15 protein-coding genes are annotated in these 16,113 nt (G+C 62.0%); 7 read left to right on the top strand and 8 right to left on the bottom strand.

Annotated elements, in window-relative coordinates; all coding sequences use genetic code 11:
• Positions 1-73 precede the first annotated feature (73 nt).
• The 7 genes from ACNAZA_RS03445 to cls all read right to left on the bottom strand — a co-directional run bounded on the left by ACNAZA_RS03445 (position 74) and on the right by cls (position 7,663).
• Positions 74-1,093, bottom strand: a complete 1,020-nt coding sequence (locus ACNAZA_RS03445; RefSeq protein ID WP_415795018.1) for a FecR domain-containing protein — start codon at positions 1,091-1,093, stop codon at positions 74-76.
• Positions 1,072-1,578, bottom strand: coding sequence for a sigma-70 family RNA polymerase sigma factor (locus tag ACNAZA_RS03440; protein ID WP_415795016.1), 507 nt, complete (start codon positions 1,576-1,578; stop codon positions 1,072-1,074). Before ACNAZA_RS03440 ends, ACNAZA_RS03445 begins: the two co-directional genes overlap by 22 nt.
• Before the next feature lie 326 nt (positions 1,579-1,904).
• The gene (locus ACNAZA_RS03435) at positions 1,905-2,975 is read right to left on the bottom strand and encodes a FecR domain-containing protein (RefSeq protein ID WP_415795014.1); all 1,071 of its coding nucleotides are present in this window, start codon (positions 2,973-2,975) and stop codon (positions 1,905-1,907) included.
• A gap of 24 nt (positions 2,976-2,999) precedes the next feature.
• Entirely contained in the window at positions 3,000-3,509 is a 510-nt protein-coding gene (locus ACNAZA_RS03430) for a sigma-70 family RNA polymerase sigma factor (RefSeq protein ID WP_415795012.1), read from the bottom strand.
• A 278-nt stretch (positions 3,510-3,787) separates the two neighbouring features.
• Positions 3,788-5,227: an exodeoxyribonuclease I gene (sbcB, locus tag ACNAZA_RS03425; protein WP_415795011.1), complete on the bottom strand. Its 1,440-nt coding sequence runs from the start codon at positions 5,225-5,227 to the stop codon at positions 3,788-3,790.
• Between the two features lie 163 nt (positions 5,228-5,390).
• Positions 5,391-6,209 (bottom strand): NAD-dependent protein deacetylase, encoded by an 819-nt coding sequence (locus ACNAZA_RS03420; protein ID WP_415795010.1) that lies wholly within the window; start codon positions 6,207-6,209, stop codon positions 5,391-5,393.
• Positions 6,209-7,663, bottom strand: a complete 1,455-nt coding sequence (cls, locus tag ACNAZA_RS03415) for a cardiolipin synthase (protein WP_415795008.1) — start codon at positions 7,661-7,663, stop codon at positions 6,209-6,211. The genes ACNAZA_RS03420 and cls overlap by 1 nt, the downstream gene beginning before the upstream one ends.
• A 159-nt stretch (positions 7,664-7,822) precedes the next feature.
• On the opposite strand from cls, the gene ACNAZA_RS03410 reads away from it, so the two are divergent.
• The 6 genes from ACNAZA_RS03410 to ACNAZA_RS03385 all read left to right on the top strand — a co-directional run bounded on the left by ACNAZA_RS03410 (position 7,823) and on the right by ACNAZA_RS03385 (position 13,653).
• Positions 7,823-8,119 carry a helix-turn-helix transcriptional regulator gene (locus ACNAZA_RS03410; RefSeq protein WP_120968481.1) on the top strand — a complete coding sequence of 99 codons (297 nt, stop codon included), beginning with the start codon at positions 7,823-7,825 and terminating at the stop codon, positions 8,117-8,119.
• A 41-nt stretch (positions 8,120-8,160) separates the two neighbouring features.
• Entirely contained in the window at positions 8,161-9,483 is a 1,323-nt protein-coding gene (locus ACNAZA_RS03405) for a type II toxin-antitoxin system HipA family toxin (protein ID WP_415795007.1), read from the top strand.
• Between the two features lie 195 nt (positions 9,484-9,678).
• Positions 9,679-10,260, top strand: a complete 582-nt coding sequence (locus tag ACNAZA_RS03400; protein ID WP_415795006.1) for a chromate transporter — start codon at positions 9,679-9,681, stop codon at positions 10,258-10,260.
• A complete protein-coding gene (locus ACNAZA_RS03395; RefSeq protein WP_415795004.1) occupies positions 10,257-10,856 on the top strand; it encodes a chromate transporter in 600 nt (199 codons plus the stop codon). Before ACNAZA_RS03400 ends, ACNAZA_RS03395 begins: the two co-directional genes overlap by 4 nt.
• A 91-nt stretch (positions 10,857-10,947) precedes the next feature.
• Complete coding sequence (locus tag ACNAZA_RS03390; protein WP_415795003.1) at positions 10,948-11,436, top strand: SRPBCC family protein; 489 nt, start codon at positions 10,948-10,950, stop codon at positions 11,434-11,436.
• A 270-nt stretch (positions 11,437-11,706) separates the two neighbouring features.
• A complete protein-coding gene (locus ACNAZA_RS03385; RefSeq protein ID WP_415795002.1) occupies positions 11,707-13,653 on the top strand; it encodes an ATP-binding protein in 1,947 nt (648 codons plus the stop codon).
• Positions 13,654-13,743: 90 nt separating this feature from the next.
• On the opposite strand, the gene rlmB is transcribed toward ACNAZA_RS03385, so the two are convergent.
• The gene (rlmB, locus tag ACNAZA_RS03380; RefSeq protein ID WP_415795001.1) at positions 13,744-14,520 is read right to left on the bottom strand and encodes a 23S rRNA (guanosine(2251)-2'-O)-methyltransferase RlmB; all 777 of its coding nucleotides are present in this window, start codon (positions 14,518-14,520) and stop codon (positions 13,744-13,746) included.
• A gap of 300 nt (positions 14,521-14,820) precedes the next feature.
• Between rlmB and sstT the strand changes: the two genes are divergently transcribed.
• On the top strand, positions 14,821-16,053 hold the full coding sequence (sstT, locus tag ACNAZA_RS03375) for a serine/threonine transporter SstT (protein WP_415795000.1): 1,233 nt from the start codon (positions 14,821-14,823) through the stop codon (positions 16,051-16,053).
• Positions 16,054-16,113 lie beyond the last annotated feature (60 nt).

Raw genomic sequence — 16,113 nt, 5'->3', positions numbered from 1 at the left:
CCTTTGCCAAGCGAATCGAAAAAAAGTCTCAGGGAGTCGCAAAAAAAATGCGAACGCGCCTTGCTTCATGCCCCTAGCGGGGCAGCAAGGTGACCCAGCGGCCACGCAGGCGCTGCCGGGCCAGAATGGGGTAGGTAGCCTCCAGCATGGCCAATGCGCGATCGGTATCCGCCAGCGGATAGGCACCTGACACCCGCAGCCCCGCAACCTCGGGCGCGCATTGCAGCAGACCGCTGCGGTAACGCGAAAGTTCTGCACAGACTTCGGCCAACGGCAAAGCATCTGCCATCAGCATGCCCTGCACCCAGGCTTGCTGACGCACCGACACGGGCGTCAGCGGGGCCACGCTCGCCTGCCCTGTCAGCTCGGTCTGCTGACCGGCTGGCACGACCGTATGAGGGGTGGTCTGGCCACGCAGCGTCACCTCCACAGCGCCTTCCGTGACGGCCAGATGCACCCTCTCTTGCGTACTACGCACCGTAAAACGCGTGCCCAACGCACGCAGCCGCCCCAACGAGGTCTGCACAGCAAACGTTCGCTGCAAGCCGCTGCGATCAGGAGCAGTTTCAATCGAAATAGCCCCGTGGCGCAGGTAAATCGTGCGCTGATTGCTATCAAAAATGATGTCAACGGCCGTGCTGGTGTCCAGCAGCAGTTGGCTGCCATCGGCCAGTGTCAGTCGGCGCTGCTCGCCCGTGGCCGTGCGCACATCGGCGACCCAACCCTGCTGATCGACCCATCGCCAGCCCAGCCAGCTCGCCGGCGCCACCGCCAGCAAAGCGGCCAGCTTGGCCACCACCCGACGGCGCGAAACGCTGGCGTGGCGCACAGACCGATCCAGCACCGGCATGGCCCAGGCACCAGGCAAATCACCCAGCTTGCCCATCAGCATCTCGGCGCGTTCCCAGGCCTGACCATGGGCCAAACTGCGGGCGCGCCAGCTCTCGAAATCGGCACGCTCCGCGGCACTCAGTTCCTGATCGTGCAGACGCATCAGCCAGTCGGCGGCCTCGTCAAGGATGAGTCCATCCAGACCGTCGCCGGCCGCAGCACTTTGCCCCATGGACTTGCTCACTCCAGCAGTTGCAGACATTGGCGAAACGCCTGGGCCATATAGCGTTTGACGCTGCTCAGAGACAGGTCCAGTTGCTGGGCAATGTCCTCGTACTTCATGCCGTCCAGCTGCGAGAGCAGGAAAGTTCGACGCACCAGCGGAGGCAGTTGGTCCAGCATGGCGTCGATCTGCTGCAGTGTCTCCAGCACCAGTGCACGCTGCTCGGGCGACGGAGCCTCTGGCTCAGGCAACAAGGCCAACGCTTCCAGATACGCCTGCTCCAGCGCCTGGCGCCGGTACCAGTTGACCAGCACGCCCTTGGCCACCGTGGTCAGATAAGCACGCGGAGTCTCGATCGTCTTTAGGTCCCTGGCACCCAGGATACGCACAAAAGTGTCCTGAGCCAGATCAGCGGCATCACAGGCATTGGCCAGCCTGCGGCGCAGCCAGCCCTGCAACCAACCGTGGTGATCGGTGTAGAGCGTGGCAATGTCCTGAGACGAAGATGAAAGACTGGAAGACATGGCGAACCAAGACAGCGGACGGAAAACAAACAAGAATAGTTCTTATTTATTCTATTTCATCAAGCCTCGGCCATGGCATCCCAGTTGCATTTTTGTAACTCGCGCCTGCTCGGCTTCGGACAGGGACCCGCAGCGCAGCCTGATAAAGCAGGTTCGACCTCACTGCCAACTGCAAGCGCTTCAACCGGATTGGCAAAACAAAACGATGTGACGATGCCGTGGCAGATGCACCTATGTACGCCCGGCACTTCCCTTTTGAGATCTATGACGCACGAGATTCCCAAAAGGGTCACCCACTCCCATGGGCCAATGCCCTGATCGCCGCTTCAGCGACCGCTGACTTGCCTCGCTTGCACCACCACCCACCAAGGGAAACGCCAGCGCACCTGCACGGGCAGCGAGTTCGGCAGCATGGCCAGAACCGCATCGGTGTTGGCCATGCTGCCTTCAGGCCCCAAGGGAAAAACACCTGAAAAGCGCACTGCGGCCACGGCGGGATCAACGCGCAGCCAGCCGTTGCGGTAGCGGCCCAGCTCGACGAGAAAATCGTCCAGTCGCTGGTTATCCACCCAAAGCTGCCCCCGGCTCCAGGCCAGCTCCCGTTCGCCAGCGGCAACTGGCTCCTGTATGTGTGAGCGTTCAAAACTCACGGTTTGACCGGCGTCCAGCCGCAGCGGGCTGCTGCCCGGTGCGGCATCCACGGGGTGAATTTCCACCGCTCCCTCGAACACGGCAACCTGCGTCATGCCGGCGTTCTGGCGCACGGTAAAGCGCGTACCCAGCGCCCGCACGCGGCCTTCTGCGGTTTCAACCACAAAGGGCAAGCTTCCCAGCTCACCCACCGGGTGGCCGGTGGTGAACAAGGCTTCGCCCTGCAGCAAGCGCGCGCGGCGCTCAGGGCGTGCAAAACTCAGAACCACCGCACTGCGCGTACCCAGCAGCAGCTCGGTGCCATCGGGCAGCGTATGACGCTGGCGCTCGCCAGTGCCGCTGCGATAGTCGGCCGCCAGTTGCTGCCATTGCGCAGTGCGCGTGACCATCCAGCCTGCACCGGCGGCAGTGCCCACACCCACGAACAAGCCCAGCAAGCGGCGCCGTGATGCGGACGCTGGCGCTCCATGCAAAGTGCGATAGCCCAGACCGCCGACATTCAAACCCGGCAGCGCGCCGGTAATGGACTGCAAATGCTGCCAGGCACGCGCATGGTCTGCATGGGCGTCATGCCACTGACGCCAGCGCTTTTGCTCGGCAGCCGTAGCTGCGCCGCCATGCAAGCGCGTGAACCAGTCTGCTGCCGCCTCGGCAACGGCCGCATCCAAAGGTGCGCCGCCGGCACGCAGCTGTGCGCCCGTGCCCGGTGCAGGGGCCGCCAAGCGGCCGGTGGAGTGGAGTGTCATGACGAAATGAACGCAGTGCCTGGATCAGGCCAGCGCCAGGAAAAAACATTGACGGTGCGCCTGCATCAGATAGCGCTTGACCGAAGTCATGGAGACCCCCAGCCGCTCGGCAATGGCGGCATAAGTCAGGCCTTCCAGGTGGGCCAGCAAAAAGGCTTCGCGGGCCTTTGGAGCCAGTGCATCCAATACTTGATCCACGGCCTGCAGGGATTCAAGCGCGATCAGGCGCTCTTCCGGCGGCGGCGCCAGCTCTTCAGCCAGCAAGGCCAGCGCATCCAGATAAGCGCGCTCCAGCACACGCCGGCGGTACTGGCGAATGAGCAGATTCTTGGCCACCGTGACAAGAAAAGGCCGGGGCTGCTCTATGCGCGTCGCCATCCCTGAGACGATGACGTTGACAAAAGTGTCATGCGCGATATCCGATGCCTCAAACGTATTGCCCAGCTTGCCCCGCAGCCAGTTCTGCAACCAGCCATGGTGTTCAACGTACAGGGTGTGGACGGGATCAGCAGGGACAGAAGAGGATGCGGTCACAGACTGTAAGGCCGCGATGGTGCGACACTGACTTGATATTGAGAACTATTCTCATTGTAGCAACGAATCAAGTTTTTCTCTACAGATCGCCAGTACTCGTGGCTCGGCTCCCACGGCGGCATATGCAACATTGCTGCAGCGCTGCATAGACCGGTCGCGCTATCTATGGCAGCTTAGGTCCGCAGCATTTCCATACCCGTGCCAAAGATCAAAGGCTGCTCCCCGTATTTACCGGAAGCAGCCTTTTGGGACGGCAACGAATGGCCAGAATCTGTGGATCAGGCCTCGGGCACCATGCCGTCGGCGTAGTCGTAGAGATCGCCCAGAATTTCCTCGGCACGCTCGTCGGCGGTTTCGGACAGAGCGTCGATCATGGCGAACATCTGCTCGGCAGTACGTGCGCCGCCCTGGCCTTCAATCAGGCAGGCAGCGCGGTGCTGCTCCCAGCGCTGCTGCTCGGCGGCGTTCAGCGTCATGGGGAAGTTGCGCGCCCGGTAGCGCCAGACCAGCTCGGTCAGGCGCGGGTCGTCAAAACCGGTTTTGTCCAGCGCCAGCTCCTGGGGCGAGAGCCGCTTGACGCGCTCCAGGCGGCGGCGGTCTTCATTGCCCACAAAACCGCCGTAGAGATCCTGATCGGCATCCAGCGGCTCGCCCGCCTCGCGCGTGAACACAGCCTTCCACTGGGCGCTCATATCGGGCAGATCGCGGGCAATGGCGGCAAATGCCAGACTTTGCTCCATATTCACGCCCCATTTCTCGGCCATGGCCGGGCTCAGCGTTTTGAGACTACCCACCACCATGGGCGATTTGTTGATGTGAATGCTCTTGATGGGCAGGCGCGTCACGCCTTCGGGCAGCTCGGCCTGGCGGGTGAACATGCGCAGGCGCAGGTCTTCAATGCTGATACCGGCCAGCTCGCTGGGGTCTTGGGCCAGATCCCAGCAGATCACCTCGTTCTTGTTGGTCGGATGGGTAGCCAGCGGCCACATCACGGCCAGGCAGCCGCGCTCGGGGCGAATCATTCCGGTGATGTGCAGAAACGGGCGTGCATGCTCCTGAACCGCGGGCAAGCCCATCTCGCGCAGCGCCCCATCTTTTTTATGCAGGCCAAAGGCAAAGTCGAACAGACGCGGCTGCTTGTCGCGAATCAGGCGGGCCAGTGCAATCGTGGCGCGCACATCGCTCAAGGCATCGTGGGCCTGCTCGTGCAGCAGGCCGTTGGCGCGGGCCAAGTCTTCGAGCTTGAAGCTGGGCGAGCCGTCTTCCTTTTGGGGCCAGTGAATGCCGTCGGGCCGCAGCGCATAAACCATGCGCACCACATCCAGCAGATCCCAGCGGCCACAGCCGTTTTGCCACTCGCGCGCATAAGGATCGATCAGATTGCGCCAGAACATGAAGCGCGTGATCTCATCATCAAAGCGAATCGTGTTGTAGCCCACACCCACGGTGCCGGCCTGGGCCAGCTCGGCCTCGATCAGCGCCGCAAATTCATGCTCGGCAATGCCGTCTTCCAGAGCGCGCTGGGGGGTGATGCCGGTGATCAGACAGGATTGCGGGTCGGGCAGATAGTCGTTGGTGGGCTGGCAATACCACATGACGGGCTCGCCGATCTCGTTGAGCTGGTCATCCGTGCGTATGCCTGCAAACTGCGCCGGGCGGTCGTAGCGCGGCTGGGCGCCAAAGGTTTCGTAGTCGTGCCAGAAAAAGGTATGAGCCATGGAGGCCAAGTATGCCCGCGAACCAGGGGGCTTCAAGGCAAATGCTGCGGCAGCGTCGGCCACTACCCTCAGAACATTCGGCCTTCAAAAATTCAAGAAAAATACGGCTCAACCCCTTTGTTTTGTTTCGCTTTCAGCTATCAAAAACAAAGTTTTGCTGGAATCAGGTCGCCCGGGCCATGCTCAGCAGAGCCTGGCCCACATCCATCTCCAGCTTGAATTCCAGCAAATCGTCGGCCCGCGTCACCCCCTGGTTGATGGCGATCAGGCTTTTGCCCTGGCGCGCTGCGGCCTGGGCAAAGCGAAAGCCCGAATACACCATCAGCGAGGAGCCGGCAATCAGCAGGCCATCGGCCCGCTCCAGGGCAGCCATGGCCTGCTCGACCCGCTCGCGCGGCACCGATTCGCCATAGAACACCACATCGGGCTTGAGCATGCCGGTGCTGCAATGCGGGCAGGCCGGCACCTCGAAAGCGCTGAAATTCTCATGCTCCAGATCGGCATCGCCGTCGGGAGCCGGAGCGGCATACAGCTGAGCCCAGTGCGGATTGCGCGCCAGAAGGCTTTGTTGCAACTGGGAGCGCGCCAAGCGCCGGCCACAGTCCATGCAGCGCACGGTGTCGATGCGGCCATGCAGATCCAGGCTGCTGCGGCTGCCTGCGGCACTGTGCAAGCCGTCCACATTCTGGGTGATCAGCAGCTCGATACGGCCTTGCTGCTCCAGCAGCGCCAGCGCCCGGTGCGCCCTGCCCGGTTGCGCCTGACCCATGACGCGCCAGCCCAGCATGGAGCGGGCCCAGTAGCGCTTGCGCACCAGCGCATCGCCCATGAAGGCCTGGTAGGTCACGGGCTGCGGGCGCTTCCACTGGCCTTGCTCGTCCCGGTAGTCGGGAATGCCCACCTCGGTGCTGCAGCCAGCGCCGGTAATGACCAGTAAACGGGGATGGGCGGCAAACCAGTCCGCCAGAAGTTGTTCGGTCATTACAGCAGGGGGGAAGTCAGTCGGGCCACGGAATCAAACAAGCGGCGGCTAAAGCGTTTTTCGCTTTTGTACTGAACCATCTGGGCGCTGCCCAGATCTTGCTCGAACTGCCGCGCCAGCTCGCCATTGAGCTGGGGACCATAGCCTATCAGGCAGACCTCGTAGTTGAGAAAGAAGCTGCGGTAGTCAAAATTGGCCGTGCCTATGATGGCGATGTTGTCATCCACCACCAGGGTCTTGGAGTGCAGCATGCTGGCCTGGAACTCGTGCACGCGCACGCCGCAGCGTATCAGCTCATCAAAGTAAGAGCGCGCCGCCGCCGTCACAAAGATCGAATCCGACTTCTTGGGCACCAGAATCTGCACGTCCACGCCCCGCAGCGAGGCATTGGTGAGCGCGGCCAGCGCCGCCTCTGTCGGCACAAAATAAGGCGTGGTCAGCCAGACGCGCTGCTCGGCGGCGTGAATCGCAGCCAGATGCGCACGGTAAATCGCCTGCAAGCTGTTGTCGGGGCCCGAGGTGATGACCTGCATGGGAATGTCGCCATCGTCCTGCTCCGGCAGCAGCTCCTCGATATCGGCAGGCAGCTGGCCAGGCTTTTTCTCCAGCGCATAGGCCCAGTCTTCCATGAACACGGTCTGCAACCAGTTGACCACCGCACCTTCCACGCGCAAATGCACATCGTGATAGGCATTGGCCAAAATGCGCTCGTTTTCCTCATCCGTCACATTCACACCGCCGGTAAAGCCGACCTGGCCGTCGCAGACCAAAATTTTGCGGTGGGTGCGAAAGTTCACCACCGGACGCAAGCGCCGGCCCACCTTGGAATCGTGAAAGCGCGCCACTTCGGCACCCGCATCCAGCAAGGGCTTGAGAAACTTGCGGCCCAGCTTCTTGGAGCCCAGGGCATCGACCAGCAAGCGCACCTGCACGCCCTGTCGAGCTTTATCGATCAGCAAATCGCGCAGCGCCGTGCCCGTCTGGTCAGGCTCGTAGATGTAGTACTCCAGGTGCACATGGTGTCTGGCGGCCGTCACCGCCCGCGTGATGGCATCAAAAGTGGCGGCCCCGCCCACCAACAGTTGCATGCCACTGGCCGTGCTAAGGGGAAAGTCACTGGTAGCCGCCACCAGCTGCGCCACCTGGTGCAGGCGCGCATCGCCATGGGGCATGCGCTTGCGCAGACGCTGAATGCTGGCCCTGACCTTGGAGCGCTTGCGCGAGCGAAGGCGCTTGATGCGCTGGCGCTTCATGCGCTGCGGGCCCAGAAAGTAATAAATCACCAGACCCACCACAGGGAGCGCAGCCATGGAAAGCAACCAGCTCAAGGTAGCCACCGGCTGGCTGCGCTGCAGCAAAATCCAGATGCCGACCACAATCACATACAAGGTCCAGCCTGCGGAAAGCCAGAGCTTGACGTTTTCCTGGCTCAGCAGGCTTGCAATCCAATCCAAGGGCGTCTCTCCTGATTTCAGGTTTACAGCAGCAACAATGAACCCAGACTATGGCAGAGGTACGACAAGCGCCAGCCGTGTTTGCATGTTTGCTTTACGCCCAAGCAAAAAATGAATATCAAAATACTCAATCTGCATTAAAAGAGTATATTTATCATCATGACTTCTGATCTTATCGCCACACTGGCTCAGGCGCGCAAAGCCGCCCAAATCACCCAGGCCGATCTGGCAGCGCGCGCCGGCCTGTCGCGCATGGCTGTGCAACGCACCGAAACCGGCGATGTGGACCCGCGTTTTTCCACCCTGCAAGAAATGGCCCGCGTGCTGGAGATGGATCTGATTGCCGTGCCCACGGCCTTGAGGGCCGAGTTGCAGGCCTTCATCCAGTCCGGCGGCAAGTTTCTGGCCCAGCCCCAGGGGGCCGAAGCACCGGCCTCCATCGTCGACAAGCTCTGAACTGAACACGGCCGGCACCGCCCCAACATCCAAAGAAGCCCATGAGCACCGCCATCCGTTATCTGCGCTTGTTCATGCATCTGCCGGCTGCCTGGGGCGGCGGGCGGCGCGGCGTGGGCTATCTGTCCCAGTATGGGGATATTTTGCGTATCTCCTTCGACGAGGATTACATCAACGATGCCAAACGCCCCACGCTGTCGCTGAGTCTGACCGGCGACAGCGAGGCCGCCACCCGGCAAATCCTGTCTTCCATGCGTGATGCGCGCCTAGTGCGCACCGACGGGCGCTGGCCGGTGTACTTTCAGAACCTGCTGCCCGAAGGCCATAACCGCGAGCGCCTGGCACATGAGCGTGGCTGCGCGCCAGACGATGAGTTCGAGCTGTTGGCCGCTGCCGGCCACGACTTGATGGGCGCGCTGGAAGTCGAGCCCGTGCCGCTGCAGCAAGGCGTGCCGGACACCGTGCGCCACTGGCACACCACGCAGGGACTCGATGTGCTGGAGCCGGGCTTTGTCGAATACCCGGTGGAGGATGCGGCCTCGCTGCCGGGCGTGGTCACCAAGTTCAGCGCCGTGCACAACGGGCGGCGCTACACCATTCACCGCCACGGCCAGGCGGGCAGCACCATCCTGAAGCTGCCCACCAGTCAGCACCCGGATCTGGTGGCCAACGAGTTCGCCGGCTATCAGCTGTGCCAGGCCTTGCAGCTGAACTGCGCCCGCGCCCGCATCGTCAGCCGTGCCGAGGCCGAGCTGCCCGAGCATCTGCCGTTCCAGAAAATCCTGGCCGTGGACCGCTTTGACCACCTGCCCGGCGGCGTGCGCGTGCATATGGAAGAGTTCAACCAGGTGCTGGGCTATGCGCCGCGCCAGAAATACGGCCAGCGCAACCCGGCCCAGCCACTGCAGGACTGGGCCACCATGCTGCGTGTGCTCAACCGTCTGAGCACCCAGCCTGTGCAGGACACGCGCGAGTTTCTGGCCCGCATGCTGGCCTTCATCCTCATGGGCAATACCGATGCGCATCTCAAGAACTGGGCCCTGATCTACCCCGACGGCCGCCATCCGCAGCTGGCCCCGCTGTACGACCCGGTCTGTGTTTCGGCTTTTTTTCATGACGCGCCTGCGGGCCAGTACGCGGTCAACCGCTCCATCGATGCCCAGCTCAGAGACCTGGACTGGGAGGATTTGCGCGCCCTGATGCAAGCGGCCGGCCTGCTGCGCATACCGCGCCACCTGAGTCTGCTGCGCGATTTGGTACTGCAGGCCAAGGCGCAATGGCCGGCTGTGCTCAAGCAGGCACCGGCGTCCGTGGCACAGACCGTTGCCGAAAGGCTGCAAGGCGGCGTCAAACTCGCGGTTTGAAGAACGGCCTGACTTTGATCAATCCACAGGTGTTCGCCAACCGGCTTCAAGCTCAGCCATCACATTCAGCCACGGGGGTATGAGCGCAAGAGATAGCTGATATGGCAGCAAAACCATGCCCAAAGCGGGCTAATAAATACATAATTCATAGCATTGTGCGCAATCCAGACGGGCGCAGCTGCATGAATTGCTCTCATGAACCCTGTACCTGCCGACTCCACCGAAAAACCCCGCCCCGCCCATCTGCGCGCGCTGTTCTGGTCTTTGACCTGGTTGGCCCTGCAGGGCTTTGGCGGCGTGCTGGCCGTGATTCAACGTGAGTTGGTGGAAAAGCGCGGCTGGCTGAGCAACGAAGAGTTCATGGAAGACTGGGCCGTGGCTCAGATCATGCCCGGCCCCAATGTGGTCAATCTCTCCATCATGCTGGGCGAGCGCTATTTTGGCTGGCGCGGTGCGGTGGTGGGGCTGTGCGGCATCCTGGCCTTTCCTTTGCTGCTGGTCATCAGCCTCACCGTGGTCTATGCCCAGTTTGCCCACCACCCGGCCGTGGCCGGTGCGCTGCGCGGCATGGGCGCCGTGGCCGCCGGCCTGGTGGCAGGCATGGGCTTGAAGCTGGCCGCTACGCTGACCCGCCATCCTCTGGGACGCTGGTGCTGCGCCGTGCTGGCGCTGGCCGCTTTTGCGGCCATGGCCGTGCTGCGCTGGCCGCTGTTCTGGGTGCTGCTGAGCATCGGCGGTGCCGGCTGCGTGCTGACCTACCGGAAGCAGGCGCCATGAACCAGCTGCTGATCAACATGCAATGGCAGGACTGGCTGCACCTGTGGCTGTATTTTCTTTCCTTGTCGCTGATGACGGTGGGCGGCGCCATTGCCACGGCACCCGATATGCATCGCTATCTGGTGGACAGCCAGCACTGGCTGAGCGAGACCCAGTTCACCAGCTCGATTGCCATTGCCCAGGCGGCCCCCGGCCCCAATGTGCTGTTCATTGCACTGCTGGGCTGGAATGTGGGGCTCAATGCCGCAGGCGGCTCGGCCACGCTGGGCTGGGCTCTGGGAGCCTTGGGCGCACTGATTTGCATGCTGGGCATTTTGCTGCCCAGCTCGCTGCTGACCTGGCAGGCCTCGCGCTGGCTGCAGCACAACCGTGAGCGCCGCACCGTGCGGGCCTTCAAGCAAGGCATGGCACCGCTGGTGATAGGCCTGCTGCTGGCCACAGGCTGGCTGCTGGGCAGCGCCAGCGGCCAGTGGCGCCAGGACGGCGGGTTGTGGCTGCTGTCCCTGGTCTGCATGCTGCTGGTATGGCGCACCCGCATACACCTGCTGTGGCTGCTGGGCGCCGGAGCCTTGCTGGGAGCGCTGGGCTGGGTCTAGGCAAAACTGAGGTTGGGGCAAATCAGTGCCGGCGGATTCGAGAAGCTGTTTACGATGACTGCCCTGCCCTGTGTTCCAAAGGAGCGTTTCCATGACATCCTCGTCCCAGTCAGCAATTGTCGAACATGCCAACGATCTGGTGCTCATACGCCGGATACCCGCCTCGGCGCAAACCCTGTTCAGATGCTGGACCGAGCCCGAGCTGATCAAGCAGTGGTTTGTGCCCAGCCCCTGGACGATTGCCCATGTGCAGCTGGATCTGCGTGCCGGCGGGCAAAGCCTGATCGTCATGCAGGATCCCGAAGGCAATCAACACCCCAATCCCGGCGTCTATTTGGAGGTGATCCCCAACCGTCGCCTGGTCTTCACCGATGCCTATACCGCAGGCTGGCTGCCGGCGGCCAAGCCTTTTATGACGGCCATCATCAGCTTCGAGCCCGAGGGCGAGCAAACCCTGTACACCGCTCGTGCACGCCACTGGAGTGCCGAAGCCCGCCAGCAGCATCTGGACATGGGCTTTGAGCAAGGCTGGGGCATATGCGCCGACCAGTTGCAGACACTGGCCGCCCGAATTGCCTGATGCTGACGCAGAATTGAAGCCATACGCTATCAATTAAATAGCTTAAAGCGCTTTTAAACAAAAGGGGAGAAAGCTTTTTCACCCCGACACGGCCGAAAGACCAGCAGCAAGCAGGCAGCCGGGAGTGGCCAGCATTGACTTGATGGTTTGGCATGAGAGGCTCAAATGTCCCGCCGATGTCAATTGGGACATCGGATGACAAACATTTACAGAATCAGCTCTACACTGCTTAGATCACCGCTCCTGATTTTGAGTACCACAGGCTTGCCCATGACCACAATGGAACATCTCGATGTACTCAGGCAGGCCATGATGCTGGCCACGCTGCCATGGGGACTGATCAAGTTCCCCGGACTGCAACTCGACTGCGCCAACAAGGCGCTGCAGATGCAGATGCGCTCAGGCCCGCTTCAGACAGGACTCGATCCCGTACGTCACCCCCTGCTGCTGCAAGCCCTGCACAACAGCGTGCAGCTGCTGGCAGAAACCACGGTGCAATTGCCCCAACAAAGCATGCAATGGCATTTTGTGCCCATGCAGCAAGACGGCCAAGTCTGCGCCGTGCAATGCTATCTGACAGCGGCGCCCCTCACAGAGACGCAGAGCAGCACGGCAAGGTCAGGCGAGCTTGCGCACAGCGATCGCTTCGAGGCCTTGCTCGATCTTCTGCCCTACCAGGCCTGGATTGCCACCCCGCACGGCGAGCTGACCTGGCTGAACAAGGCCCTCAAGCTCTACGCCTACAACCACGCTCAGCCCATAGACCTTAGCGATGCGGTCTGGATAGACATTGTTCACCCCCATGATCTGGCGGGCGTCAATGCCGGTCTGTCACGGGCGCTGATCACCGAAAAAGCCACCGGCTATCGTTTGCGCATCAAAAAGCATGGCGGCGGCTACGAATGGTTTTATGCCACGCTGGCTCCCGTCAAAAATGCCAGCAATGAAACCCTTTACTGGGTGGGCTCCAACATCAGCATTCAGACCCTCAAACAGGCCGAAGACAAATCCCAGGATCAGATCACCCGCCTCAAGCATCAGCTGCAACTGGGCAGGCAGGAACTGGCACTGTCCCAAGCCAGTCTGGCACGGGCGCAAAAGATGGATCTGATCTCCAACCTCTCCGCCGGCGTGGCCCACGACCTCAACAATCTGCTGTTCATCACCGGCCTGCATGCCGGTCTGCTCGAGAAAAAGATCACCGACAACCAGCAGCACGAACACATCGACGTGATTCACGAGACCATCAAGAAGGCCGGACGGCTGGCCTCGCAGCTCACCGGTTTCAGCAGCCGCAAGTCCATGACGCTGGTCACGGCAGACCCCAAAACTCTGATTCGCGATATCGAGCAGCTGCTGTACAAGGCCGTGGGCGATGAAGCCCAGCTACAGATTCAACTGGCAGCCAAGCTGTGGCCGATCCGCGTGGATCGCATGTATTTCGAGAATTCGCTGATCAATCTGGCCATCAATGCCCGCGATGCCACGGCCGGCGGCGGCAACATCACCTTGACGGTGGAAAACGCGGTGCTCAAACGCCAGGACTTTGCCGGCGACTACCTGATGATCAGCTTGCGCGATGACGGCATAGGTATGAGCGAAGCCGTGCAGGCCAGGATCTTCGAGCTGTTGTTCACCACCAAACCCGAGGGCAAGGGTGCAGGCCTGGGCCTGCCCATGGTCAAGAACTTCATGGATCACTCCCACGGTCTGATCGAAGTAGAGTCTGCCGAGGGCCAGGGCAGCTGTTTTCGCCTGTACTTTCCGCGCTCCGAGCAGGACAGCTCACCGAAAGACGAACCTCAGGCACTGGAACAAGGCGGGCGCGAAACCATTTTGCTGATCGAGCAAGACCTGCCCACCCGCAACGCCATGGCCCAGGTGCTGTATGAGCTGGATTACCAGGTGGCCACGGCCTACAAGCCCGAAGTGGCGCTGCGCTATATCAACAGCGGGCTCAAGGTGAACCTGATCATTGCCTCCGCCCGCCAGCAAAAGCCCTTGTCGGCCATCCAGCTATGCCATCAGCTGCGAAACGAAGGCCTGCACATTCCGCTGCTGGTGACCACGGGCAAAAGCCATGAGGAGCTGCGCAGCGAGCAGCCGGCCACCGAAGAGTTCACCGTGCTGATCAAGCCAGTCTCCATGCCCGATCTGTCAAAAGCCGTGCATGCGCTGCTGCACCGCAGCCCGGCGGCGGAGCAGTTAGGCGATTGACGGCCTCACCTCAGCACAGACTGAAAAAAAGGCCGCAGGGCTTGTGCCCTGCAGCCTTTGGAGACTGAACAATCGGTCTGCGCTTGCGGTTCAGACCTTGGGAGCGGCAGCAATGCCCTGACCCAGACGCTGGCGCAGTGCCTCATACAGGCACACACCGCTGGCCACGGAGACATTCAGACTCTCGACCGCGCCTTGCATGGGAATGCTCACCAGTGCGTCACAGGTCTTGCGCGTCAGCTGGCGCATGCCGTCGCCCTCGGCGCCCAGCACCAGAGCCGTGGGGCCGGTCAGATCCATCTGGTAGAGGTGTTTGTCGGCATCGCCGCTGGTACCGATGATCCAGATGCCGCGATCCTTGAGCTCATTGAGCGTGCGCGCCAGATTGGTCACCATGAAGTAAGGCACGGTCTCGGCCGCACCACTGGCCACCTTGGCCACGGTGGCATTGATGCCTGCCGCATGATCCTTGGGGGCAATCACGGCATGCACGCCGGCGCCATCGGCCACGCGCAGGCAGGCACCCAGATTGTGCGGATCGGTCACGCCGTCGAGCACCAGCAACAGCGGTGCCTTGACGCCGGCTTCTTCCAGATCGTCCAGCAACTCGTCCAGCGTGCGGGTGTCCTTGACCTCCTCCACGCGCGCGGCCACGCCCTGATGGCCGTGAGAGCCAGCCAGCTTGGCGATGCGCAGGGAATCGGCTTCGATCAGACGAACACCGGCCTCCTTGGCGCGATCCAGAAACTGACGCATGCGCGCATCACGGCGCGAGGCTTCGAAGTAAACCTCGATGATGGATTTGGGGGCGGTCTTCAGACGCACGCCAACGGCGTGAAAGCCGAACAGAACTTTGGGAGACGACATAGGCCGCCATTATCCGGGGGTTTGCCTACAGGCCTGCGGCCTGCAAGGTCATGCCTGCGCGCGCGACTGTGGTTTTATGCAGAGGCTAAACTGCGCCCCCTTCGGACGGGAAGGACGCTTATCATGCATAACTGAGTGCTCCAGGCTCGCGGTGCACGCCAGCGTTTGTGAGCTTTGACACTCACAAAATCCAGCTTTGCCACTTGTCCGTTTTCCGCTTCCCCGCTGCTGCGCTGCAGGCCCTGTCCGCTGAAAGCCTGCAGTGCTTTCCCCCGTTCCATTTTTCAACAAAGACCTTGCATGCTCAACGCCTTGCTTGATTGGCTCAACCGTAGCAGCCTGGTGCTGCAGATCGTGATTGCCCTGGTGGCCGGGGTGCTGGTCGCCTGGCTGTGGCCAGCCGCCGCACAGCCCGCATCCATGCTGGGCACGCTGTTCATCTCCGCCCTCAAGGCCGTGGCACCGGTGCTGGTGTTCGTGCTGGTGATTGCCGCCATAGGCAACCACCGCCCGGGTCAGGAAACGCAGATCAAGCCCGTGCTGTGGCTGTATGTGCTGGGCACGCTTGCCGCAGCCTGCGTGGGCGTGGCCGCCAGCGTGCTGTTTCCCTCGGTCATTCATTTCCGCGAAGCCCCGGTGACGCAAGGCGTGCCCGGGGAAATCGGCCAGGTGCTGATGAATGTGGTGCATAGTGCCGTTGACAATCCGGTGCGCGCGCTGATGGAGGCCAACTACATTGGTGTGCTGGCCTGGGCTGTGGCCCTGGGCACGGCACTGCGACATGCCAGCCAGAGCACCCGCACCATGATCGAGGATCTGGGCAAGGCCCTCACCCGCGTGATCCAGGGCGTGATCCGCCTGGCACCGCTGGGTATTTTCGGCTTGGTGGTGGCCACCTTCTCTTCGGGCGGCACAGCCGCCCTCTGGGATTACGCCCATTTGCTGCTGGTGCTGGTGGGCTCCATGGCGTTTGTGGCCCTGGTGGTCAACCCCCTCATTGTGTGGACGCAAATCCGCCGCAATCCCTACCCGCTGGTGCTGACCTGCTTGCGCGAAAGCGCGCTGACGGCCTTCTTCACCCGCAGCTCGGCGGCCAATATTCCGGTGAATCTGGCGCTGGCCAAGCGCCTGCAGCTGGACGAGGAAACCTATAGCATCTCCATCCCCCTGGGCGCCACCATCAACATGGCCGGCGCGGCCGTCACCATCAGCGTGCTGTCGCTGGCGGCGGCCCATACGCTGGGCATTGCGGTGGATATTCCCACCGCCATCTTGCTGTGCATCGTGGCTTCGGTCTGTGCCTGCGGCGCCTCCGGCGTGGCGGGCGGCTCGTTGCTGCTGATCCCGCTGGCCTGCAGCTTGTTCGGCATCTCCAACGACGTGGCCATGCAGGTGGTCGGCGTGGGTTATGTGATCGGCGTGATCCAGGACTCCACCGAAACCGCGTTGAACTCCTCCACCGACGTGCTGTTCACGGCCGCTGCCAGCCGCGCTGCCCAGCGCCGGCTGGGACAGGCCGTTCCGCAACTCTGATTTTCATAGCTACCAGCGCTTGCGCTATCTATGGAAAAGGCCTGTTTGATCACAGGCCTT

Source organism: Comamonas aquatilis, from assembly GCF_965139575.1.
Taxonomy (GTDB): domain Bacteria; phylum Pseudomonadota; class Gammaproteobacteria; order Burkholderiales; family Burkholderiaceae_C; genus Comamonas; species Comamonas aquatilis.
This window is presented reverse-complemented; position numbering and strand designations above follow the sequence as displayed.